The sequence below is a fragment of the Bradyrhizobium stylosanthis genome, assembly GCF_001641335.1.
In the GTDB taxonomy this organism is placed as follows: domain Bacteria; phylum Pseudomonadota; class Alphaproteobacteria; order Rhizobiales; family Xanthobacteraceae; genus Bradyrhizobium; species Bradyrhizobium stylosanthis.
This window is the reverse complement of the sequence record NZ_LVEM01000005.1, coordinates 89,909-111,134: the sequence shown is the minus strand read 5'-3', so window position 1 is coordinate 111,134 and position 21,226 is coordinate 89,909. Positions and strand designations below refer to the sequence as shown.

The window sequence follows — 21,226 nt, the reverse complement described above, 5'->3', positions numbered from 1 at the left end:
CGTTCACACCATCGGCGGGTTCAACCGCGCAAAGCCCTCCTGGATGCGATAGGGATAGTACGGATAAGGCGGCATCACCGCGCTGACCTCGTCGAGACGCTTGATCTGATCCGCGCTCAGCGACCAGCCGACCGCGCCGAGATTGTCGCGCAGTTGCGCCTCGTCGCGGGCGCCGATGATCACGGAGGAGACCGTGGGGCGCGCCAGCAGCCAGGCGATCGCAACCTGCGGCACGGTGCGGCCGGTCTCTGCGGCGATTGCATCGAGCACGTCGACGACGGCGTAAAGGCGCGCATCGTCCACGGGCGGGCCGAATTGTGCGGTGGCGTGCAGGCGGCTGCCTTGCGGCAGCGGCTCGCCGCGCCGGATCTTTCCGGTCAGCCGGCCCCAGCCCAGTGGGCTCCAGACCAGCGCGCCGACACCCTGGTCGCGCGCTAGCGGCATCAGCTCCCACTCATAGTCGCGGCCGAGCAGCGAGTAATAGACCTGGTGCGCGACATAGCGTGGCCAGCCATGCCGGTCGGCGACGGCGAGCGACTTCATCAACTGCCAGCCCGCGAAGTTCGAAACGCCGACATAGCGCAGCTTCCCGGCGCGTACGAGCACGTCGAGCGTGGACAGCACCTCCTCGATCGGCGTGAACGCGTCGAAGGCGTGGAGCTGGAGCAAATCGATGCTATCGGTGCCAAGCCGACGCAGCGCCGCATCGACCGAGGCAAGCAGTCGCTGCCGCGACGAACCGGCGTCGAGCGGACCGTCGCCCATCGGCAGGCTCATCTTGGTCGAGATCAGCACCTTGTCGCGACGACCCTTGATCGCGGCGCCAAGGATCTCCTCGGAGGCACCGTTCGAATAGACGTCGGCGCTGTCGAACAGATTGACGCCGGCGTCGAGGCAGATGTCGACCAGCCTGCGCGCTTCGTCCGCACTGCTGCGGCCCCAGGCCGAGAACAGCGGGCCCTGGCCGCCAAAAGTGCCGGTGCCGAAGCTGAGGACGGGGACCTTGAGCCCGGACGCACCGAGATTGCGGTATTCCATGATCGCTCTCCTATTCCGCCGGACACGCCGCGACGACGGCCTGCCGGCGGTCGAGTTGCAGGCTCCACAGCGCCAGCACGAGGCCGACTGCCGTGATGCCGGCCGCAACCAGCGGCAGCGCGGAAAGGCCCAGCCCGCGAGCGATGGTGACGCCGCCGGCCCAGGCGCCAAGGGCGTTGCCGAGATTGAACGCGGCGATGTTGAGGCTGGAGGCGAGCGTGCGGCCACTGGGACCGGCCGCCTCCAGCACGCGAAGCTGAAGCGGCGCGACGGTTGCGAAGGCGGCGATGCCAAGCAGCAGGATCAGCGCGACGGCGGCGATCTTGACCGACAGCACGGCGGCAAGGCCGAGCAGCACGATGGCGAGCGCGGCGAGCGTGCTGGTCAGGGCGCGGGCGAGGCCGCGGTCGGCGAGCTTGCCGCCGGCGACATTGCCGATCGCAAGACCCACGCCGAACACCAGCAGGATCGGAGAGACCGCTTCCTCCGAGAAGCCGGTGAAGCGCGTCAGGATCGGCTGGATATAGGTGAAGACGACGAACAGGCCGGCGAAGCCGAACACGGTCATGGCGAGGCCGAGCAGCACCTGCGGACGGCTGAGCACCGCAACTTCCTCGGACAGCGAGACCGGCTTGTCACCATTGCCGACATTGCCCGGCACGAGCGCCGCAACCACCGCGAAGGCGATCACGCCGATGACGGTCACCGCCCAGAACGCCGCGCGCCAGCCGAGCATCAGGCCGAACCAGGCGCCGAAGGGCACGCCCAGCAACGTTGCGACCGTCAGGCCGATGAACATGGTGGAGATCGCGGAGGCCCGCTTGTCCTCGGCGACGAGGCTGGTCGCGACCACCGAGCCGACGCCGAAGAACGTGCCGTGGGCGAGCGAGGTCAGCACGCGCGCCGCCATCAGCAGTTCGTAGTTCGGCGCCAGCGCACAGGCGGCATTGCCGAGCGTGAAGATCGCCATCAGCGCCAGCAGCACGGTCTTCCGCGGCATCTTGCGCGTCGCAAGGGTCAGGACCGGCGCGCCGACGAACACGCCGAGCGCATAACCTGAGATCAGCAGGCCCGCGACCGGCACGGAGACGTGCATGTCGGCGGCGACCTGCAGCAGCAGGCCCATGATGATGAATTCGGTGGTGCCGATGCCGAAGGCACCGGCGGTGAGCGCGAGGACGGCGGGAGGCATGCAGTGCTCCAATGGATAAGACGAGCCGTGCAGATAGCCGCGCGCCGGCAAAACCATTAGGGTGTCCGCAATCCAATCATTTATGACGTGAATTCAACATGGCCCGTTTCGACACCAACCGCTCCGCCGAGATGGAGGTCTTCGTCCGTGTCGTGGACCTCGGCGGGTTCACCCCAGCCGCGCGAAAACTGCGCCTGACGCCGTCAGGGGTAAGCAAGCTGATCTCGCGGCTGGAGGCCCGGCTCGGCGCGCGGCTGATCAACCGCACGACGCGCAAACTCACGCTGACCGAGGAAGGCCAGGCCTTCTACCAGCGCGCGTTGCGCATTCTTGCCGAGATGGAGGAGGCCGAGCGCGAGGCGGCCTCGGGCGCGGCGCCGCGCGGCCGATTGACCGTCAACAGCAATATCCCGTTCGGCATGATGCATATGATGCCGCTGATCCCCCGCTTCCTCCAAGAGCACCCCGAGATCACGCTCGACCTCGTGCTGACCGACACGCTGATCGACCTGATGCAGGAGCGCGCCGACGTCGCCATCCGTGTCGGCCCCCTGAAAGCCTCGCGCCTGATCGCACGCAAGCTCGGCACCAGCCGCATGGTGGTCGTCGGCGCTCCAGACTATCTGGCACGCGCGGGCACGCCGAAGACGCCGGCCGATCTCGCCGATCACCGCGGCATCGGCTGGACGTTTTCGCGGATCCGCGGCGGCTGGCCATTCAAGCGCGGCGATCGCACGGAGGAAGCCGTGCCGCCGCCGATCGCCCGCGCCAGCGACGGCGAAGCCGCCCGCCGTCTCTGCCTCGGCGGCGTCGGCCTCGCCCGCCTCGCGCTCTTCCACATCGGCCCCGACATCGAAGCCGGCCGCCTGGTCCCCGTGCTGCAAGGCTACAATCCCGGCGACCGCGAAGACATCCACGCCGTCTATGTCGGCCACACCGCGCCCCTGCCCGCCCGCGTGCGCGCGTTCATCGATTTCCTCGCGGAGCATGTGCGCGTGAGCGATCCCGCGCTGAAGCGGGCGGCGGATGGGAAGTGGAAACTCGTGGGATGAGGTGGAGGGCTCAGAAGGAAGCTGGAGTCCACCTTCGCCCTACGGGCGTCGGCGCGACAGCAACAGGTCGTCCTGCGCCCAGGCGAATGGCGCACACAGCGACACCGAAAGTCCGATCAAGACGCCAATCGCGCCGCGCCTCGAAGGCATCCAACTCGCTTGGGTATTCATCGGGCCACTCTCCGATTGCTGAAATGTGCGGTCGGCTCGCCCATCGGGTTGATCCGATCCGGGAGAACCCGCGGCAGTCCATGGCGATGGGATCGGCGGCGCAGCCTTCGTCGGGCGGAGCGCAGACGTCCGATGAGCTTGCGAGGCGACCAGCCGGCGGACGTCCGCTGCGGAGCGAACAGCTCGGCGCGCAAGGCCGCAATCTGCCGATCGAGCAAGGGATCCTGCGCCGCGGACGTCAGAGCATCGATCGTGCCGACCTTTGCGACCGGTTCGAAGCGCTGCAGCCAGGCGAGCAATCCGAAATAGACATCGGCGGCGTCGCGCTTACCCGCAGCGCGTCGCAGATGCCGGAAGGACCAGGCTTCCGAATTCAGATAGGCCGCATGCCGCCGTTGGAATATACGCATGAGCCGCCGTGCCGCCGCGGGTGCGCCCCATGCCAGGCCGATGATCCCAATGAACAGCAGAGACACCAGCGCCCAATGGTCGATAACCGCGTCACGCACGGCTTCCCACGTCCATGCGCCCGAGGGCAAGCCACCCGCAGTGGGCCCGCCTTCGACTTCGAGGGGCATGGCCTCCAGACGGATCTGTTCGATCCTGGCGCTCTCGGTATTCCACCAGGCTATGACGATCTCCGGCAAGGCGTAGCTGCCGTTCCTCTCCAGCATGTAGATGGCGGAATCCGTGCGTGTCGACGTCGTGACATCGGCCCGACCGTCGGTCGTGTCGTTCAAGACGGGCTGAGCCGGATAGAGCCGCAAGCCGTCGACGGCGGCAAACGTCTGCGGCGGCAGCAGCATGGCCTGCGTGCCCTCCGCTTCGACCCTCACTGTACGGGTCACGGCGTCACCCGGCTTGAGCTTATCGGAAGAGCGCTTCACCGACTGCTCCGCCGTCAGTTTGCGGGCCGAGAGGAACGGCCGCATTGCCGCGGCGGCATCCGGAACGTAGGCTTCGAACGGAAGGCGCTGCAGCGGGACTGAAACATCGCGCACGGCCGGTGGTTCGGCTGCGTACCTGATGCCGACGCTCTGTTCCGGGAGAGCGTAGAGGCCCGCCTCCTGCGGATAGATGGCATATTCGAAACGGACGCCGGCATAGGTCGCGCCGTCGTGTTGCTCGTTGATGTTGACGCTGCGCAACTGCCTCGTCGCCGCGTTGCTGATCTGGAAGCTCGGCATCGCAGGCGGCGACGTCAGGTAGTTCGGCGCCAGGACTTCGATGCGCAGCGTCGTCGGCTGTCCCACCACCACGCGGGGCGGATCGATCGCGGCGCGCACGATCGGCTCTGGCGGGCCGGCCTGTTGCGCACTCGCCCGGAACGTCGGCAGTGCAACGGTCGCCGCCAAGGCGCAAAGCATGATCGGACGCATCATGGCTTCCCCCCCGCCGGCACCGGCGCGGCCGCCTGGATCGCGAATTTGAGCTTGAGGAAGTCGGCGGGGGAGGTCTGGACCTGGCGCATCCAGGCCTCGGCGGCACCCGGGGTGGTCAGGTCCTGCGGCGTGACTTTGATGGTCTTGCCGCCCTTCTGCTTCGGGTCGACCTTGGTCTCGTCCGCCTTGAAGTCCGGCGGGGCACTGTCGTCCTGCTCCTGTTTGCGGCGCTTCGCCTCCTGGGCGTCGAACGCCGCCTGCACGATCGCGCGATTGGTCTTGGCCGGAACGTTGCCGGGCTGCGCCTTCAGGACTGCGTCGTAGGCGGCAAGCGACTTTTCGTAGGCGTGGTTCTGCGCCTGCGCGTTGCCGAGCGCGAACTTGCCTTCGATCGTGTCGACCTTCGCGAATTCCTGCGCGGCGATGAGGAAATCATAGGCGCGGTACGCCGCGATGCCTCGCCACATGGGGTCGGCGAACAGCTCCGCGGCCGCGTGGTAGTCGCCGCGGTCGAAGGCGATCCGCCCTTGCTGGTCCGGCGTCAGCCAGAGATCTGCGAAACGGCGGTCCTCCGCCTGGGAGGGCGCGGCCTGCAGCACGAAGAAGAGGGAGAGCCCCCAGGCGACTGTGGTGCCCCGCCGGAACCAAAGCAGGCTGAGCAGCGCCAGCGGCAAGAGCAGCCAAAAGCCCTCGTCCAGCCATCGGGTGCCGAACCTGTCGCCCTGGGCTGCCTGGAAGTGCGTCTCGATCCTGCGCTCCAGCCGCGCGATGTCCGTGCCGTCGATGCTCACCGGCACGGCCGCGGCCTCCCACGTCGGCGGAACTGGGCCTACGGCGAGAATTGCCAGGCCGTTGCGCTCGGCGGACCGGCGGACCGCCTCCTCGCCGGCGGGATCGGCATTGTCGCCGACCAGCAGGATCGTGCCGGCGACGGGCTCGGGTCGCAGCGCCGCTGCGGCCAAGCTGACTGCGGCGGCGGCATTGCTGCCGTCGCTAGGCATCAGTCCGGGCGAGAGAGCAGCCAGGAACGGCTCGATCACGCTGCGGTCGTCGGTCAGTGGCATCACCAGATGCGCCGTCCCGGCATAGGCGACGAGCCCGGTGCGCGCTCCTGCGCGGGCGACGAGCAGGTCTCTGATCTTCTGCTTGGCCCGTTCGAGCCGCGACGGCGCCACGTCGGTCTCGTTCATGGATGACGAGACAGAGAGCGCGATCATCAGCGGCGCTTTGTCCTCGACGAAGGGTGGCAGTTCGCGCCGCCATGTGGGCCCGGAGAGGGCGACGATGCCGAGCACCATGCCCGTCGCGACAAGGTAGAGCGGATTGATGGTTCGTCCCCGGCCAGGCCTTACGATCAGATGATCGAGCAGATGCGGGGCGATCACGCCGCCCCACTGCGCGTGCACGTGCTGACGCCAGAGCAGCAGTCCCGAGATCCCGATCACGGGTATCAGGGCGAGTAGCCACAGCGGCCGCAGCAGATGAAAGTACAGAGTGGCCCCATCATGCATGGTGCAGCTCCCTTGACCGGCGCCATTCACTCCCTGCGAGGAGGGCGACCCACAGCACCAGGCCGAGAACCACTGCAGCGCCGAGCGGCCACTGGAACAGCGGCAGCTTCGGTCGCCACGACAGCGTCTGCAGCCTGGCCGGTGCGAGCCGATCGATGTCGGCGTAGATCGCCTCGAGTTGCGCGCCGTCCTCGGCCCGGAAGAAGTGGCCGCCGGTCGTTGACGCGACCGCCCGAAGCACACCGAGGTCGACGCGGTTTTCTCCGGACGCCGCCGGATCTCCGACCCCGACCGTGTAGACCGCGACCTCGTTCTGACGGGCGATGTCGGCGGCGTGCTCGGGCGGCACCCGGCTCGCGGTGTCGTTGCCGTCCGTCAGAAGGATCAGGAGCTTCTGCTTCGCGGTGCTGGCCGCGAAGGTCTTGATGGCAAGACCGATCGTATCGCCGATCGCCGTCTGCTGGCCCGCCATGCCGACCTCGGTCTGGTCGAGCAACTGCTGGGCGGTCTCGAGATCCTGGGTGAACGGGACCTGCACATACGCCCTGGTGCCGAACAGAATGAGCGCGACACGATCGCCCTTGCGGCGGGCGATGAAATCCCGGATCACGCGCTTGACGCCGTCAAGCCGCGTCAGCGTCGTGCCGTCCGGCGTATTGAAGTCCCGCTGATCCATCGATCCGGAGATGTCGATGGCCAGGATGAGATCGCGCGCGGAGACCTCTCGCGTCACGGGATCGCCGACCCATTGCGGTCGCGCCATCGCGGAGACGAGCAGGATCCACATCGCGGCCGCCACGATCATCTGAACTGCGCGCCGTTCCAGCACCACCGCCCCCCGCTGCGGCGTTTGTCCCGTCGCGGCCGCCAGGCGCTCGAAAAACGGCACCTGGATCGAGACCTGGCGGGCGCGGTAAGGCGGCAGCAGCCACCATACCAGGAGCGGCAACGGCAGCAGCAGGAAAATCCATGGCCATGCCAATTCAAGCATGGTGCCTCCTTATCCAGCGGCGAACGAGCGCGGCCAGAGACTTTACTTCGGCGTCGGTCGGCGAGGTCTGCTGGTAGGGTCCAGTGACCAGTAGGCTTCCCACACCTCGCGAGAATTCCTGGCCGCCGTAGCTCCGGTCGAGGAAAGCCAGCCACGCCGGGCCGAACAGCGGCGCCACCTGCTCCCGGGGAAAAGCGGCGAGCGCGGTCCGCCTGACCAGCAAAGTCAGTTCCGTCAGAAACCCTTGTTTCGACCCCTGAGGGAGACGCCCGATCCGGCCCAGTTCCGCCAGTGCCTCCCGCCGGTAACGGTTGGCACGGCGATGGTGCACGAATTGACAGAGCACAACGATGGTTGCGGCAAGGAGCGCGACCGCCGCAATCCGCGCCGGCCAGGTCGCAGGCCACAGGCTCGTTTCCCGCGGCAGCGGAATGTCGATCAGGCCGGCGACGGGATCGGCGGTGGGTGAGGTATCAGCCAAGGTGCGCCCCCGACGAAACTTGCCCGCCCCGGCCCTGACGCGCGGGCATCGCACCGAGCAGCTTGCGCAATTGCGGCGCGGTCTCTTCCGCCGCGCTGAGCGGCAACACGGGAACGCCGATCTGGTGGCTCCATGCCAGTACGCCACCGACGCGCTCGCGGGTCGCGCGTTCGATATCCTTCCGGACGCTGTCGCGACCGACGTCGAGCCTGATCTGGAGGTCGCCGTCCGTCACGGTCATGCTGGCCGAGGGCGGCAGGTCGCTCTGCAGCGGATCGTGCACCAGAAGCGCGACGACGTCGTTGTGGCGGGCCATCTCGCCCATCATGCTCCGCGTCTGGTCGTCCGCGCCGTCGAAGTCGCTGATCACGATCACGACCGCGTCGTGGAGCGCGCGGCGCCGAACCTGCTCGATCGATCTGTTCAGCATGGCCGGCGTGGCGGTGGCGCCGTTACCGACCGAGAGCGCCCGGTTGTAGGTCGCGATGGCCGCAAGGATCTGCAGTACCGTCGAGCGGCTCCGCTTCGCCCGGAATTCGGCGAGTTCGCGGTCGTTGAACACGACGGCACCGATCCGGTCGCCGGATCCGAGAACGCGCCAGGCGCCGATGGCCGCGGCTTCGGCCGCCGTGACGGACTTCATGGCGCGCCGGCTGCCGAAGAACATGGATAGACGCTGGTCGACCACGAGCAGCGTCTGCCGATCGCGCTCCTCGTCGAACACCCGCACGTGTGGCTTGCGCAGCCGTGCGGTCACCTTCCAGTCGATCGAGCGGACGTCGTCGCCTGGACGATAGTCGCGGATCTCCTCGAAATTCAGTCCGCGTCCTCTCATGCGCGAAGCGAAGCGGCCCGAGAGCAGGCTGTGGACCGGCTGGCGCGGGAGGAACGAGACCTGACGGCCGCGATATTCGAGTGCCAGCAGATCGTCGAAGCCGACGTAGACGCCTTGCGCGGATTTCGTCGGCTCGGTCATGGTGCCCTCACGCCACGGAGACGAGTTCGGCGATCTTGTCGATCACTTGATCCGCCGTCACGCCTTCCGAGAGCGCCTCATAGGTCAGGATCAGGCGGTGGCGGAGGCAGTCGTGCATCACCGCGCGAACGTGGTCCGGCGTCACGAACGCGGACTCGTCGAGCCAGGCGCGGGCTCGGGCACAGCGGTCGAGCGCAAGGCTGCCTCGGGGACTGGCCCCGACCTGGATCCAGCCGCTCAAGGGCTTGCCGTAAGTGGCGGGAAATCGCGTCGCGAAGACCAAGTCGACGATGTACTTCTGAGCGAGGTCCGAGACGAAGATGTCGTCGATCTCGCCGCGAGCGTCGAAGATCGCCAGTTGCGGGATGGGCGCCGGTTCGGGCGGGCGGTCCTTCGACTTCTGCGCGCTCTCCGCCCGGTTGAGCTTGATGATCTCGCCTTCCGTCGCCTCGTCCGGGTAGCCGATGACGACATGCATCAGGAAGCGGTCGAGCTGGGCTTCGGGTAGCGGATAGGTCCCTTCCTGCTCGATCGGATTCTCCGTGGCGAGCACCATGAACAGATCCGGCATTTTGTAGGTCTTGCCGGCGACGGTCACCTGGCGCTCTTCCATCGCCTCGAGCAGCGCGGACTGCACCTTCGCCGGCGCTCGATTGATCTCGTCGGCCAAGACAAGGTTGGCGAAGATGGGCCCTTTCTGGAACTGGAACTGCCCGCCCTTGTCGGTCTGGACGTAGATTTCGGCGCCGGTGACGTCCGACGGCAGAAGGTCCGGCGTGAACTGTACGCGGGAAAGATCGGCCGCGAGGTGCTTCGCCAACGTCTTGACGGCGCGGGTCTTGGCGAGACCCGGCAGGCTTTCGATCAGCAGATTGCCGTTGGCGAGCAGCCCGATCAGCATGCTCTCGACCATGCGTTCCTGGCCGAGCACGGACCTGCCGATCCGCGACTTGAGCTCAAGCACGGCGTCGCGGGCGGACGGAAGTCCGCCCGCCCTCGATATTTTCGACGTGGTCGTCGCATGCGGGTCGGTCATGTGCTCGTTGCCTCAGTTCATCGCCGTGACGTAGTTCATCCAGCTTTTCATCCGCAGCAGGATCCGCCGCACCAACGCGAGTTCGGACCAGTGATCGGTGTAGACGGCGACCTGCGCGGTCGAGCCGGGCGGCAGCCGGTAGGACGAGTAGTCGTCGAGGACCTGGATGATCGCGACGATCTTCCCGGGGCTCTGGCTGCGCTGCTCGGGTAGGACGAGATCGCCGGACGGCTGGAGCTGTCCCTGCGCGACGCTGTCGACCAGGCGAGCGACCTTGCCGCGGAAGATTCGCCCGGGGACGCCGTCGAACGCGATTTCGACTTCGTTGTTCGGCTCGATCCTCTGCACGACGTTCTGCGGAAACGATGACGCGAAGACGGTCTGGTCCGTGTGTACGAACACCATGATGGGACGGATCGGCATCGGCACCGCGGCCATGCCGGGCCGGAGGAAGAGTTGGGTGGCGAAGCCGTCGGTCGGCGCGCGGATCGTCGCCTGGGTCAGTTCGAATTCGGCGTGACGGAGTTCGGCCCCCACCCGGGCCACGTCGGTGTTGACGCCGTTGATGGCGGATTCGAAGGCGAACCTCGCTCGCTCGGTCGCCGCCTTTGCCGCCGACAGCTTTGCGACGCTCTCCTGATCAGTCGCCCTCTCGTTCGCTTCCTGCAGGTCGGAGAACGGCGGCGGCTGTTGTCGCCGGCGCGCCTCCTCGTCGGCGATGGCGTACCGGTCGTAGGCCTGCTTGGCGCGATCGCGCGCGGCCTGCGCCTCCCGTTCCTCTCCTTCCGCCTGGCCGACGGCGGCCTTCAGCATCCGGACGTTCTGCCTGGATTGCGCGAGCTGGGCCTTCTTCTGATCGACGGTGTCCTGAAAGAGGGCGGGATCGAGCTGCAGCAGCACGTCGTCCTTCTTGATCGGCACGTTCGGCGTGATCGGCACCTCGACAACACGCCCGATCACCGTCGAGAAGATCGGCGTGGTGTAGAACAGGATACGGGCGTCCGGCGTGAACGGTTGGTTGTAATTCAGGGCGATCAGGAGCCCGCCCACTCCGAAGAGACCGCCCAATACGGCCGTCGAGATCGTCCAGGTGCTGGCCCTCACGCGGAAGAGCTTGAACACCACGATGCAGATCGCCGCATAGGTCCGGAACATCAGCGTGATCATGGCGGCACGCGCTTTTCGAGCCGGGCCAGCCGTTCGTCGAACTCCGCCAGGCGTGCCCGCGTCTCGGTGCCGCCGAAGCCCCAGCCGCGGTCGGGACGGTAAGCCATCGCCCAGATCCAGAGGAATGGCCAAAGCGCGCCGAGCATGAACAGGCTGACCCATCCTGCTGCTCCGATGGCGTCCTGGTGCGGGTGATTTCGGGCTTTGGCGATGGCGTGCGGAATGTCGTGAACGGCGATGACGCCGTAGAACACGATGATCAGGACGGCGATCAGGATCGCCAACGAGACGTAATCGAGAAACATCGCGACATCCCGTCACGGCGGCGCCTTGGCGCCGACGAACCAGCGGTAGTAGGGATTTGTCTTGGCGGCCTCCCGCGTCCGCTCGACATCGCGAGCGTAGCTTGCCCGGTCGCCTGCCAAGGCGCTCAGACCGAGGCGATAGAAAGCGTCCAGCTCGTCGCGCTCCGCGGCGATCCGCTGGCCGAGATCGGAAGGGATGCCCGTCACCGGCGGTTCGTTCCGTAGCTGTTTCAGGCGGGCGAAAGTCCGCGCGAATTCCCCGCGGCGAACCCATGTGGCGTATTCGATCGAAGGCCTGTCGTCCGTCACTGGCGCAGCATCGCCGGCGAACCGGATCAATCCTTCACGATCCGTGATCCAGGTCGCGAGCAGCGCCGCTGGCGAGCCCACGCCGACCTCCGCGAGAGCCTTCGACGTCGGATCGCGGCCGAGCCTTTCTGAGATGCGAGCCAGGTCGAGTCCGATCGGCTCGAGGCTGCCGATGAGCATGGCTTCGTGGAGTTCGGTGCTCCAAAGGGAGGCGTAGGGGAAGACGTCGATGAAGCTGCGGACCAGGGCCCGGGTGTCCTCCTCGTTCTGCGTCGGCAAGGGCAGCCATTGAGCGAGGATGCCCTTGCCGTTGAGCCGGGAGGCCGCCAGCCGATAGAAGTCGCTGGAGTAGAGATTGACCACGCCGGCGGCCGAGGGCGGCGGCGGCTCGAGGGTGATCACGTCGTAGCGCTCGGTACCGCGCTGGAGCTCACGGCGGCCGTCCCGGAGCCGCTTTTCGAGGCCAGGATCGGTCGCCGCATCGAACGTGCCCTTGAAGTTCGGGGCCGCCCGAAGGACGGCGGGCAACAGCTCGCTCACGACGCGCCGTTCCAGCCCAGGGAATTGCGACAGCGCGCCGGCGGTGATGCCGGTGCCGTAGCCGATCACCAATGCCGACGTCGGATCTCCGTTGTGGACGATCAGCGGCAGAAGCGCCTGCAGGCGCATGTAGCGAAGCGAAGGCATCGCATCGCCGGAATTGGAGACGCCTTGGATGTAGAGCCGGTGGAAGCTGCGGCCCGCGCTTGCGGTTTCCACGACGGACACCGTTCCCGCGGCGCTCTCGTCGTAGAACGTGATGTCCCCTCCCCGCGCTGCCAGCCGGATAATCTGTTCCGGCGGCGTGAGCACCGCGACGACGAGGCTGGCGACACCGACGGCGAAGATCGCCCACCTGCTCCTGGTTCCAGCGACGAAGCGGATCGCTGCGATCGCGCCGACGAGAGCCGCGGCCACCGCCAAGACGCCGAGCGTCCGGACGAGGCCGAAACGAGGGATCAGAACGAAACCGGTAAGGAGCGTGCCAGCGATGCCCCCGATCGTGTTGGCGGCGATCACGGCTCCGACGTCGCGGCCCACCTTCCCGTCGCCGACGGCGAGCCTCAGCACCGCCGGAAAGGCCGCCCCGAGCAGCAGGGTCGGTCCCAGCACGATGCCGAGTGCGGTCGCCGCGAACCGGGCGCACATGCCAGCGAGATCGCTTCCGGTCAGGCGGTAGGTGGCCGTCTCGAAGATCGTCTGCGCGTAGATGAGCCATGGCCCGAAAGCGGCGATCTCGACCAGCGCGAGCCAGCCCGCGATCGCGATGAGGGAGCCGAACGCGGCGCCGGGGTCCTTCACGCGATCGCCGAACCTCGCGAACAGCGCGGCGCCCAAGGCGATCCCGGTCAGATAGGTCGCCAGTACGATCGAGAAGGCGAAGCTGCGCGTACTCATGAACGGAATGACCGCCTGCGACCACACGATTTCGTAGCCGAGCGCGATGCCTCCTGCCGCCGCGTACAGGGCGATGGTCCATCGGGCCTTCGAGGACCGCGGTGCCGACAAAGCCGGAGCGCCCACGATCCGTCGCTCGGCGGATCTGTCGATGAGGAATGCGCCTAGCGCCGCTGCGACGTTGAGGACCGCCGCGAAGAACGCGGTCCCGCGAACGCCAAACAGGGAGAGGAGAAGGAAAGCGGGCAGAAGCGCGCCGAAGATGGCTCCCGCCGTGTTAGCGGCATAGAGACCTCCGCCGAAGCTGCCGACATCGCGATCGTCCCTCGTCAGGGCCCGGACGAGCACGGGCAGCGTTCCGCCCATCATGAAGGCGGGTACCGCGATCAGCGCGAACACCGACGTCCAGGCGATAGCGGGATTGATGGATTCCAGGCGGACGAAGGGCGAAGCCGCATCGGCCAGGACCAACGTCGCAGCGATCCCGCTGGCCGCCGTCGCCAGCTCCATCAATCCGTACAGCCGCACGGGGCGGCTACTGCGATCGGCCAGGCGTCCGAACAGCCAGCTTCCGAGCGCGAGACCGCCGAAGAATCCGCTGATCGCGATCGAAATGGCATGGACCTCGGCGCCGACGACCAGCGAAAGCTGCTTGATCCAGAGCACCTGATAGATCAGCGCGGCTCCGCCGGAGATGAAGAGGAGGCCGCAGGCCGCAGTGACCGGTCCCCCGCGCGACGCGGTGCGCTTGCCGGTGTCTCTCAAGGATAGCGAGGCTGCATTCGTGCGGGCGTCCATCGTCGATCCTCAAATAGGCCGGCGGAGGCGGCCCAGGCCGCCTCCGCCCTTGGCGCGCGAGTCTTATTCGAGACCCCGCTTCTTGAAGGATTCGTCGATCTTCTTGTCGACCCCGCGTCGTATCTGGTCGATGCTGAAGCTCGCGATCCGCTGGCTTGGCGGATACTCGACGAAGGTCTGCAAGAACTTGGCGGCCTGTATCTGCGCCAGCGCGATCATGTAGGCGTTCTCCACCCGCCATTGATCGTACATGCTGCCCGATATCTCCGCATGTTCGTACGGGTCCATGCGCAGATTGAAGATTTTCGGCACGCGCAGCGGCGTGAACGGGTGCGCCCAGACGTCGAACTGACCGGGCTGGTCCTGCCGTTCGAAGGTGTGCTTCCAATCGCCGTCGCGCATCGCGACGAGGTCGCCGTCGTCGTTGAAGTAGTAGAACTCGTTACGCGCGCTCTTGTTGGTCTTGCCCGTGATGTAGTCGAGCTGGTTGAAGCCGTCGAGATGATTGCGGAACGTCGTCGTGCTGCCCTGAGGCTGCCAGCCGGCGAGCAGCCGGTCCTTCACGCCCGGGTCGCCTGCGGCGGCCACCAGCGTCGGAAACCAGTCCAGCCCCGACACGATGCCTCTCGAGACCGATCCGGCCTTCACTTTCCCCGGCCATCTGACCATCGCTGGCACGCGGAAGGCGCCCTCCCAATTGGTGTCCTTCTCGGACCGGAACGGCGTGGTCGCCGCGTCCGGCCAGGTGAAGGCGTTGGGGCCGTTGTCGGTGCTGAAGACGACGATCGTATTGTCCGCGATCTTGAGGTCGTCGAGCGCTTTGAGCAGCTTGCCGACGTTCATGTCCATCTCGACCATGCCGTCGGCGTATTCGTTGCCGGGCATGCCGCTCTGGCCGCGCATGGATGGGCGGACGTGGGTGAAGATGTGCATTCGGGTGAAGTTCATCCATGTGAAGAACGGCTTGTTCGCCCGCGCCTGCCGCGTGATGAAGTCGATGGCGCTACCTGTCGTCTCGTCGTCGACCGTCTCCATCCGCTTTCGGTTGAGCGGCCCGGTATCCTCGATCTTGCCGTCCGCGGCCGATTTGATGACGCCGCGCGGCGAGTAGGCCTTGACGAAGGCCTCGTTGTCCTTCGGCCAATAAGGCCGCTCGGGCTCCTCCTCTGCATTGAGGTGGTAGAGATTGCCGAAGAACTCGTCGAAGCCGTGGGCCGTCGGCAGATATTCATCCCGATCGCCGAGATGGTTCTTGCCGAACTGGCCTGTGGCGTAGCCGAGCGGCTTCAAAGCCTGCGCGATGGTCATGTCGCCCTTCTGAAGGCCGACGGTCGCGCCCGGGATGCCGACCTTGCAGAGGCCCGTCCGGAGGCAGACCTGCCCCGTGATGAAGGTCGAACGCCCCGCGGTGCAGCTGTTCTCGGCGTAATAGTCGGTGAAGATCATGCCTTCGTTGGCGATGCGATCGATGTTCGGCGTCTCATAGCCGACCAGCCCGCGCGTATATGCGCTGAGATTGGATTGACCGATGTCGTCGCCGAAGATCACCAGGATGTTGGGCTTCGCGGCGTTGTTCTGCTGAGCCGTGGCTGGCGACTTCACGAAAGGCGAGAGGCTCGTCGCGACGAGAGCTGTGGCGAACAAGGCGCCTAGGATCCTGCCTCTTCCTTTTGCGGTCCCCCGTTCGCGGGTTTCAGTCTTCGAGTTCGTTTCACTACTCATTCGACGCTCCTCGGTTGAACGAAAGATTCCTCGCTTCATGTCGTTCGGCAGTCTGTCGTTGTTCGCGGTGGCTCCAGTGCCATCAGGGTGGCGGCGGATCTGCGCGTACGGGCTTGCGCAGGACGCAGCGGAAGCCGACGTGGGATGTCGACGTGTCGACCGGTTCGACGTGCCGCGCCGCGGGCCGATAGCGGCGGCAATAGTTGGGCGCGCAGAGGTGCGAGCCGCCCTTCAGCACTTTGCGTCCGATCCGGATGTTCGGCTGGTTCGGATCGATGCTCGCCTCTTCCGCGCCGCCGCGCGGGTTCTTCGGGATGCAGCACGATTTCGCGGCGTCGGGCTGGTGCTTCGACGACCACCAGTCCGAGGTCCACTCCCAGACGTTGCCGATCATGTCGTGGATACCGTAACCGTTCGGCGGGAAGGCCCGGACCGGCGAGGTACGCTCGAACCCATCCTCGCCGACATTTTGAGTTGGAAAGGTGCCCTGCCAGGTGTTGGCCATGTGGCGCCCGTCGGGCGTCATCTCATCGCCCCAGGGGAATTCGGAGCCGTCCAGGCCGCCACGCGCGGCGAACTCCCACTCCGCTTCGGTGGGCAGGTCCTTACCTGCCCACCGAGCGTAGGCGAGCGCATCGTCGTAGGAAACGTGCACGACCGGATGGTCGTCGAGATTCTTGATGTTGCTCTTCGGTCCGTAGGGGCGCCGCCAGCACGCGCCCTTCATGAAGCTCCACCATTGGCCCCAGTCGGACAGATTCCTCACCTGAGCCGGTGGCACGAAGACGAGCGAACCCGCGTACAGCATACTCGGCAGTGCGCCAGGGTAGTCCTTTGGATCCGGGACCTTCTCGGCCGTGGTGACGTAGCCGGTCGCGTTGACGAAATTCTTGAACAGCCGGTTCGTCACCGGCGTCGCATCGATGCGGAAGGCATCGACGTGAACCCGGTGCGAAGGCGCCTCCTCCGGATAGTGGTGGTCCGACCCCATCCGGAAGAGGCCGCCCTCGATCAGGATCATGCCGTCGTCCAACGGGCGCTCCTGATGCCTATCGATCCGCATCTGCAACATGGCGCACCTTCAGCGGCAGTAGTCCCAGAAGCCCTGCGTGCGCGACGGGTCCGTGTAGTACCAGCACATCCCCGCAGCGGGGGCCGGCCCGGCCCATGCCGCTGCGGTGGCAGCGCTGACGACGCCGATCGCCGCTCCTGCCGCAATTGCGCCGCCGACCGGCCAGCCGTACCAGCCAGGCCGAGCCCATCCTCCGCGGCCGGCAACCACGGTTGACCGGCGTACCGCGACGTTGCCGCGAGGACCGACCACGGCGGTGCGGCCGCGATAGGCTGCGCCCCGCGGCCCCACGACGACGCCGCCACGATGCGCGATGGCCCCGCCCCGCGGGCCGACGACGACCCTGCGGCGGCCGCCCGCGAAACGGACCTGCTCGAGTTCCGATGCCGTCGCCCCGGTCGCGATGGATGCTGGATGAAGCGGAGCCGACTGCGCCGGCGCGACAAGGAAGGACGTCAGACCGGCCGCAACGAGGCAAGCCCTGGATGGCCGGATGGACGATAGCGTCATTGTCGTACCTCCCGAAGTCCGTAGCGGTCTCTGCCAAGATCACGCGTCGTCGGAAGATTGGCGTACCGCGGGGCGGACAGTCGATTAGGGCAAACCCTAAAGATGATCGAGAAGTCCCTTAATGTTCGCGCGGCCTGCCGAGGCGCGTTACGGCTCGATGAGCTTTTCCCTGATCGCGTAACGCACGATCGCCGCGGTCGTGGTCAGATCGAGCTTTTTCATCGCGGCGGACCGCTGCGCCTCGATCGTCTTGACGCTGACGTTGAGGATGTCGCTCATTTCCTTGTTGCTGCGGCCTTCCGCGATCAGCTGGACGACGAGCCTTTCCCTCGGGCTCAGCAGCGACTTGTCGCGCCGCCTCTCGGGATTGAGGAACGCATGGAGCAGCTTCTCCGAACTGTGGCCCGTGAAGAACGCCTTGTGCTGAGCGAGCGATTCGATCGCCGAGAGTAGGAACTGCGAGGCTTCCGACTTTAGCAGATACGCCCTGGCACCGGCCTCGAGCGCCCGCTCGACGATGCTGTCCTCGTCCCTCATCGTGAACATCAGAACTTCGGTATCGGGACAGCGCGACCGAACCTGCCGCGTTAATTCCACACCGTTGATGGTCGGCAGGCCATAGTCGAGGATCGCGATGTCCGGCTTGGCCGCGAGTATCTTGGCGAGCGCGTCCTTGCCGTCGGCGGCCTCGGCCACGACTTCCCAGTCCGCGCGCGTCGAGATGATCGTGCGCAGTCCGGAACGAACGACCTCATGATCATCGGCAATGACGATCCTGACCATCGACTAGCGACCCCCGCCGCGATCTCGCGTTCCCCAAGTCTAGCAAGGACGTCGTTTTCGCGAACTAAGGTCTTTCCCTAGAAAAGCAGGACGAGACCCTGAATCCCCGTCGAGCGCCCTGCGGCCCCGGCCTTGAGCCTGCGTCGCAACGCCGGCGGTCCTTGGATCGGCGTCTGCACGGGATGCGAACGAGTATCCTGGTTCCGGATCCGTTGGACCTGATATGCAAATCGCCTCCGAAGCGGTTGGCGCGCGCCTCCATCCCGGCGATGCCGACGCCGGCGCCCGCGCCGCCGTCCCCGAAGCCGCAGCCGTCGTCCACGATCGCGAGCTTCAGGTTGGAGTCCTCGACTGTCGCGCTCAGAGCGACGGTACTGGCGGCGGCGTGACGGTGTACGTTCGTGAACGCCTCCTGCACGATCCTCAGCGCGGCCCGCTGAACCGCAGGTGAAAGTGCATCTACCGCGCCGGATATCTCGGCGCGGACTTCCAGCTTGGTCCTCTCGGCGAAGCCCGAAACGAACCGCCTCATCGTCGCGCGCAGCCCGTCGCGGTCAAGGTTGCGGGGATGCAGAAGGTAGCTGATGGAGCGAATCTCGCCGAGGGCTTCGCCCAGCGAGCGCTCCGCCTCCGCGATGATGCCGGCGGCTTTTACGCCGATGCCCTCGGTCGCCTTCAAGGCCATGAGGTTCAACGCGGCGGCCGTCAGATGCTGAGCCGTGGAATCGTGAAGTTCCTCCGCGTAGCGGGCGCGCTCGCGCTCCTGAGCGTCGACCAGGCGGCCTGTAAGCGAAGCGAGATCCATCCGTGATTCATGGAGGTCGGTGACGTCCTCGCGCCTGATCACCACGCGGTCGGCGGTCGCGCCCCGAAGTCGCACTGCGTTCAGGCGGAAACGACGTCTGTCGACGCCGCGTCCGATCCGCACCGTCAGATCCAGATCGTGCTTCACTCCGCCTAAGACCGCCGCCAAACCGCTGCGGTAGGCCGGCAGATCGCCGAGCACCGGCCGAAGGAATTCAAAAGACAAGTAGACCTGTCCTATTCCACCGTCACGGATATCCGGTCCATCGGACCGCAAGCGGCACCGCCACGACTCGTTGCCCATCACGATGCGGCCTTCGAGGTCCAATACGACGATTTCCGGATCCTCCAGGGGCCTCGACGCGGGCGAAGGGTTCGAGGCCGCCCGGGGGGCGGCCGCTCCCGAACCGAAAGGGCCGGTGAACGGTGGGATGTTCAAACCGAGCACTTCAACGTCCGCACGGAGCCGCTCGAGGCTGTCCCGAAGGCCGGTCATGGCGATGCGCCCCCGAGACGAGACGATCTGTGTTCTGAGCGAGTTCGCCGTGTTCTCCTCGATCGCGTGCTGGGCGCGCAGAAGAAGATCCGCATTGCCCGCCGACGAGGCCCGTCCGATATCCATCCGGCGTTCGTCCGACATCAGGTTGCCCCTGTCTTTTCTCGCCGCCTCCTTCCGGTTCCGCTGCCGAAAAGAGACGCGCCTCGAACTGCCCGACACGAACGGGAAGATCGCATGCCGCAGCGTTGCGGCTCGCCGGTCGTCGCGCGCGCCGAGCGAGCGAACCGAGATGAGGTACCGCGTTCTGCGGCCCCACTGCCATCATGTCATAAGTGCCGCGCACCTCTCTTAAGATGCGTTGACGCGTTTTCCGCCTCGAGAGCCGGCCTCGTCATCGGTGTCGGCCAAGCTGTGTTCCGAAATCCTGGCAACCGAAAGGCTAGTGCCGCCGGTCAATGGTGGCAAGCGGATTCGAAGACCGGCTTTGTCGCAGTCATTCAGGGAAACCCCTACAATCTTATCAGCGATGGCGATATGCAGTTTGTGCCAAAAGCGGTCTGGGCGGTAACGCGTGACGCACGGAGGCATTGCTTCGTTCATCGACGAAGGAGCAACCTCATGCATACGAAACTGCCTGCCGCCGCAACGGCGCTCACGAACGCGGCCGACGTTCGCTGCTTCGGCTTCGCCAACGACGGACACCGTGCCGAGAACGAATCCTTGCGGCGTCGCACTGGCATCAAAATCGCGGGAGAAGAGGCTCGCGGCTGAAGCGAAGAAGACGAAACCCGTGGACGCACAGGATCGGACACGCTCGGCCAAGGGAGAGGACTGCGAAACTAAGAAGACCGGCCGGCGGTGACGAAGGCCGTCAAGAAAGTCGGCAACAGCCGCGAGCGGGTTGAGAAACGTCTCGGCAGGTAAGCCAGCAAGATCCTTAGGGTGTGGACCCATTAGCGCGCAGCCAAATTCGGATTGATGCAAGTTTGACGAACGCAAGATAGTTGGCTGCGAGTTTGTCGTATCGTGTCGCGACACGCCGACATTGCTTGATCTTGTTGAAGGACCGTTCGATTAGGTTACACGCGCGATACAGATACGGACTGAAGCAGGTCGGGTCTTTGCGATTTCGTTTCGGCGGAATGTTCGCCCATGCTCCTTGCAGGCGGGCAAGCTTCCTGATCCAGTCGGCCTCGTGACCGCGACCCGCGAGCAACATCGTCTTGGGAAGCAATGCGCTGAGCAGAGCCGAACACAGCCGGTTATCATGCGCCTCACCGGGCGTGAGGGCGAGATGGACCGGCAGGCCATTGGTGTCCACCACCGCGTGAATCTTGCTTCTCAGGCCACCTCGTGAGCGCCCCATCTTTTCCTGATTGTTGTTAACTGTACAGGCTCCGTGCTGATGCACGCGCACGATGGAGGTATCGATCATTTGCACCGCCGCGTCATGACCGGCAGCCAGTGCGTCCATGATGTGGCCCCAGACGCCAGCCCGTCGCCACCGAACGAAGCGATTGTAACAGGTGGTGCGAGGGCCGTAGTTCTCCGGCAGGTCGCGCCATGGCGCAACTGAACGCAGGACCCAAAAGATGCCATTGAGCACGCAACGGTCATTTACACGCCGAACACGTCCCGGTTTGCCCGGCAGCATAGGTTTGTGCGGACCACGCATAATCGCTGAGTTCGTGACTTCGGCGCCGGGATTGGTCGGAAGCTTCTTCTCGCGCTTGGCCCATCGGAAGAAGGCTCGGACCGCGGCGAGGTAGCCGAACTGGACGTTCCGCCGCGACGCTTTCGATGCCAGCAGCGCGTCGCGCCAATCGAGCAGATGCTGTTCGGTCACGCGGCTCATGTCGTCGGTGCCGATGCGTTTGATCAGTTGGCGGAAATACGGCTCCCACTTCTTCTTGGGCGACGCCGCGAGCTCCTTCGCGTCGACGAACTCGGCCCAGAGCACGTCGAACCTCTTGGCGGGCTTCGGCGGCTT

The 21,226-nt window shown here is 66.0% G+C and carries 20 protein-coding genes; 2 read left to right on the top strand and 18 right to left on the bottom strand.

Annotated features, from left to right (window positions below; genetic code table 11):
* Nucleotides 1–3: 3 nt before the first annotated feature.
* Both A7X65_RS31815 and A7X65_RS31810 read right to left on the bottom strand, forming a co-directional pair.
* Nucleotides 4–1,038 (bottom strand): aldo/keto reductase, encoded by a 1,035-nt coding sequence (locus A7X65_RS31815; RefSeq protein WP_063692787.1) that lies wholly within the window; start codon nt 1,036–1,038, stop codon nt 4–6.
* Nucleotides 1,039–1,048: 10 nt separating this feature from the next.
* Nucleotides 1,049–2,230, bottom strand: coding sequence for an MFS transporter (locus A7X65_RS31810; RefSeq protein ID WP_063693826.1), 1,182 nt, complete (start codon nt 2,228–2,230; stop codon nt 1,049–1,051).
* Between the two features lie 98 nt (nt 2,231–2,328).
* Between A7X65_RS31810 and A7X65_RS31805 the strand changes: the two genes are divergently transcribed.
* Nucleotides 2,329–3,282 carry a LysR family transcriptional regulator gene (locus A7X65_RS31805; protein WP_063692785.1) on the top strand — a complete coding sequence of 318 codons (954 nt, stop codon included), beginning with the start codon at nt 2,329–2,331 and terminating at the stop codon, nt 3,280–3,282.
* A gap of 167 nt (nt 3,283–3,449) precedes the next feature.
* On the opposite strand, the gene A7X65_RS31800 is transcribed toward A7X65_RS31805, so the two are convergent.
* The 15 genes from A7X65_RS31800 to A7X65_RS42900 all read right to left on the bottom strand — a co-directional run bounded on the left by A7X65_RS31800 (nt 3,450) and on the right by A7X65_RS42900 (nt 20,058).
* Nucleotides 3,450–4,835, bottom strand: coding sequence for a BatD family protein (locus tag A7X65_RS31800; protein WP_063692783.1), 1,386 nt, complete (start codon nt 4,833–4,835; stop codon nt 3,450–3,452).
* A complete protein-coding gene (locus A7X65_RS31795; protein WP_063692781.1) occupies nt 4,832–6,346 on the bottom strand; it encodes a VWA domain-containing protein in 1,515 nt (504 codons plus the stop codon). Before A7X65_RS31795 ends, A7X65_RS31800 begins: the two co-directional genes overlap by 4 nt.
* Complete coding sequence (locus tag A7X65_RS31790; protein WP_063692779.1) at nt 6,339–7,337, bottom strand: vWA domain-containing protein; 999 nt, start codon at nt 7,335–7,337, stop codon at nt 6,339–6,341. Before A7X65_RS31790 ends, A7X65_RS31795 begins: the two co-directional genes overlap by 8 nt.
* A complete protein-coding gene (locus A7X65_RS31785; RefSeq protein ID WP_063692778.1) occupies nt 7,330–7,818 on the bottom strand; it encodes a DUF4381 domain-containing protein in 489 nt (162 codons plus the stop codon). Before A7X65_RS31785 ends, A7X65_RS31790 begins: the two co-directional genes overlap by 8 nt.
* A complete protein-coding gene (locus A7X65_RS31780) occupies nt 7,811–8,794 on the bottom strand; it encodes a DUF58 domain-containing protein (RefSeq protein ID WP_063692777.1) in 984 nt (327 codons plus the stop codon). Before A7X65_RS31780 ends, A7X65_RS31785 begins: the two co-directional genes overlap by 8 nt.
* Nucleotides 8,795–8,801: 7 nt before the next feature.
* Complete coding sequence (locus A7X65_RS31775) at nt 8,802–9,830, bottom strand: AAA family ATPase (RefSeq protein ID WP_063692776.1); 1,029 nt, start codon at nt 9,828–9,830, stop codon at nt 8,802–8,804.
* 12 nt (nt 9,831–9,842) lie between these two features.
* Nucleotides 9,843–10,997: an HlyD family secretion protein gene (locus A7X65_RS31770; protein ID WP_063692775.1), complete on the bottom strand. Its 1,155-nt coding sequence runs from the start codon at nt 10,995–10,997 to the stop codon at nt 9,843–9,845.
* On the bottom strand, nt 10,994–11,302 hold the full coding sequence (locus A7X65_RS31765; RefSeq protein WP_063692774.1) for a DUF3302 domain-containing protein: 309 nt from the start codon (nt 11,300–11,302) through the stop codon (nt 10,994–10,996). The genes A7X65_RS31770 and A7X65_RS31765 overlap by 4 nt, the downstream gene beginning before the upstream one ends.
* A 12-nt stretch (nt 11,303–11,314) precedes the next feature.
* Entirely contained in the window at nt 11,315–13,813 is a 2,499-nt protein-coding gene (locus A7X65_RS31760) for a fused MFS/spermidine synthase (RefSeq protein WP_156528362.1), read from the bottom strand.
* A 96-nt stretch (nt 13,814–13,909) separates the two neighbouring features.
* Nucleotides 13,910–15,568 carry an arylsulfatase gene (locus A7X65_RS31755; RefSeq protein ID WP_082885128.1) on the bottom strand — a complete coding sequence of 553 codons (1,659 nt, stop codon included), beginning with the start codon at nt 15,566–15,568 and terminating at the stop codon, nt 13,910–13,912.
* 82 nt (nt 15,569–15,650) lie between these two features.
* On the bottom strand, nt 15,651–16,640 hold the full coding sequence (locus A7X65_RS31750; RefSeq protein ID WP_063692771.1) for a formylglycine-generating enzyme family protein: 990 nt from the start codon (nt 16,638–16,640) through the stop codon (nt 15,651–15,653).
* 9 nt (nt 16,641–16,649) lie between these two features.
* Nucleotides 16,650–17,150, bottom strand: a complete 501-nt coding sequence (locus tag A7X65_RS43370; RefSeq protein WP_245323995.1) for a hypothetical protein — start codon at nt 17,148–17,150, stop codon at nt 16,650–16,652.
* Between the two features lie 147 nt (nt 17,151–17,297).
* Nucleotides 17,298–17,933, bottom strand: coding sequence for a response regulator (locus A7X65_RS31745; protein WP_063692769.1), 636 nt, complete (start codon nt 17,931–17,933; stop codon nt 17,298–17,300).
* Nucleotides 17,934–17,997: 64 nt separating this feature from the next.
* Nucleotides 17,998–19,377 carry a sensor histidine kinase gene (locus tag A7X65_RS31740; RefSeq protein WP_063692767.1) on the bottom strand — a complete coding sequence of 460 codons (1,380 nt, stop codon included), beginning with the start codon at nt 19,375–19,377 and terminating at the stop codon, nt 17,998–18,000.
* A gap of 207 nt (nt 19,378–19,584) precedes the next feature.
* Nucleotides 19,585–20,058, bottom strand: a complete 474-nt coding sequence (locus tag A7X65_RS42900; RefSeq protein ID WP_167358313.1) for a hypothetical protein — start codon at nt 20,056–20,058, stop codon at nt 19,585–19,587.
* A 36-nt stretch (nt 20,059–20,094) separates the two neighbouring features.
* Between A7X65_RS42900 and A7X65_RS43930 the strand changes: the two genes are divergently transcribed.
* On the top strand, nt 20,095–20,160 hold the full coding sequence (locus A7X65_RS43930) for a DUF3606 domain-containing protein (RefSeq protein WP_082885166.1): 66 nt from the start codon (nt 20,095–20,097) through the stop codon (nt 20,158–20,160).
* A 13-nt stretch (nt 20,161–20,173) separates the two neighbouring features.
* Here the strand turns inward: A7X65_RS43930 and A7X65_RS41040 are convergent.
* Nucleotides 20,174–20,975, bottom strand: a protein-coding gene (locus A7X65_RS41040) for an IS5 family transposase (protein ID WP_208608634.1) whose coding sequence is annotated in 2 segments (ribosomal slippage) — nt 20,174–20,897 and nt 20,896–20,975 — 804 coding nt in all. Because the reading frame shifts where the segments join, the coding sequence is not laid out codon by codon here.
* Between the last annotated feature and the right edge of the window lie 251 nt (nt 20,976–21,226).

What these genes read in the sequence shown, in the direction of transcription:
- A7X65_RS31805 (WP_063692785.1), top strand. Translation starts at nt 2,329, where the DNA reads ATGGCCCGTTTCGACACCAACCGCTCCGCCGAGATGGAGGTCTTCGTC.
- A7X65_RS31750 (WP_063692771.1), bottom strand. Translation starts at nt 16,640, where the DNA reads ATGTTGCAGATGCGGATCGATAGGCATCAGGAGCGCCCGTTGGACGAC.
- A7X65_RS31810 (WP_063693826.1), bottom strand. Translation starts at nt 2,230, where the DNA reads ATGCCTCCCGCCGTCCTCGCGCTCACCGCCGGTGCCTTCGGCATCGGC.
- A7X65_RS31780 (WP_063692777.1), bottom strand. Translation starts at nt 8,794, where the DNA reads ATGACCGAGCCGACGAAATCCGCGCAAGGCGTCTACGTCGGCTTCGAC.
- A7X65_RS31815 (WP_063692787.1), bottom strand. Translation starts at nt 1,038, where the DNA reads ATGGAATACCGCAATCTCGGTGCGTCCGGGCTCAAGGTCCCCGTCCTC.
- A7X65_RS31795 (WP_063692781.1), bottom strand. Translation starts at nt 6,346, where the DNA reads ATGCATGATGGGGCCACTCTGTACTTTCATCTGCTGCGGCCGCTGTGG.
- A7X65_RS43370 (WP_245323995.1), bottom strand. Translation starts at nt 17,150, where the DNA reads ATGACGCTATCGTCCATCCGGCCATCCAGGGCTTGCCTCGTTGCGGCC.
- A7X65_RS31755 (WP_082885128.1), bottom strand. Translation starts at nt 15,568, where the DNA reads ATGAGTAGTGAAACGAACTCGAAGACTGAAACCCGCGAACGGGGGACC.
- A7X65_RS31790 (WP_063692779.1), bottom strand. Translation starts at nt 7,337, where the DNA reads ATGCTTGAATTGGCATGGCCATGGATTTTCCTGCTGCTGCCGTTGCCG.
- A7X65_RS31740 (WP_063692767.1), bottom strand. Translation starts at nt 19,377, where the DNA reads ATGTCGGACGAACGCCGGATGGATATCGGACGGGCCTCGTCGGCGGGC.
- A7X65_RS31800 (WP_063692783.1), bottom strand. Translation starts at nt 4,835, where the DNA reads ATGATGCGTCCGATCATGCTTTGCGCCTTGGCGGCGACCGTTGCACTG.
- A7X65_RS31775 (WP_063692776.1), bottom strand. Translation starts at nt 9,830, where the DNA reads ATGACCGACCCGCATGCGACGACCACGTCGAAAATATCGAGGGCGGGC.
- A7X65_RS31745 (WP_063692769.1), bottom strand. Translation starts at nt 17,933, where the DNA reads ATGGTCAGGATCGTCATTGCCGATGATCATGAGGTCGTTCGTTCCGGA.
- A7X65_RS31770 (WP_063692775.1), bottom strand. Translation starts at nt 10,997, where the DNA reads ATGATCACGCTGATGTTCCGGACCTATGCGGCGATCTGCATCGTGGTG.
- A7X65_RS31765 (WP_063692774.1), bottom strand. Translation starts at nt 11,302, where the DNA reads ATGTTTCTCGATTACGTCTCGTTGGCGATCCTGATCGCCGTCCTGATC.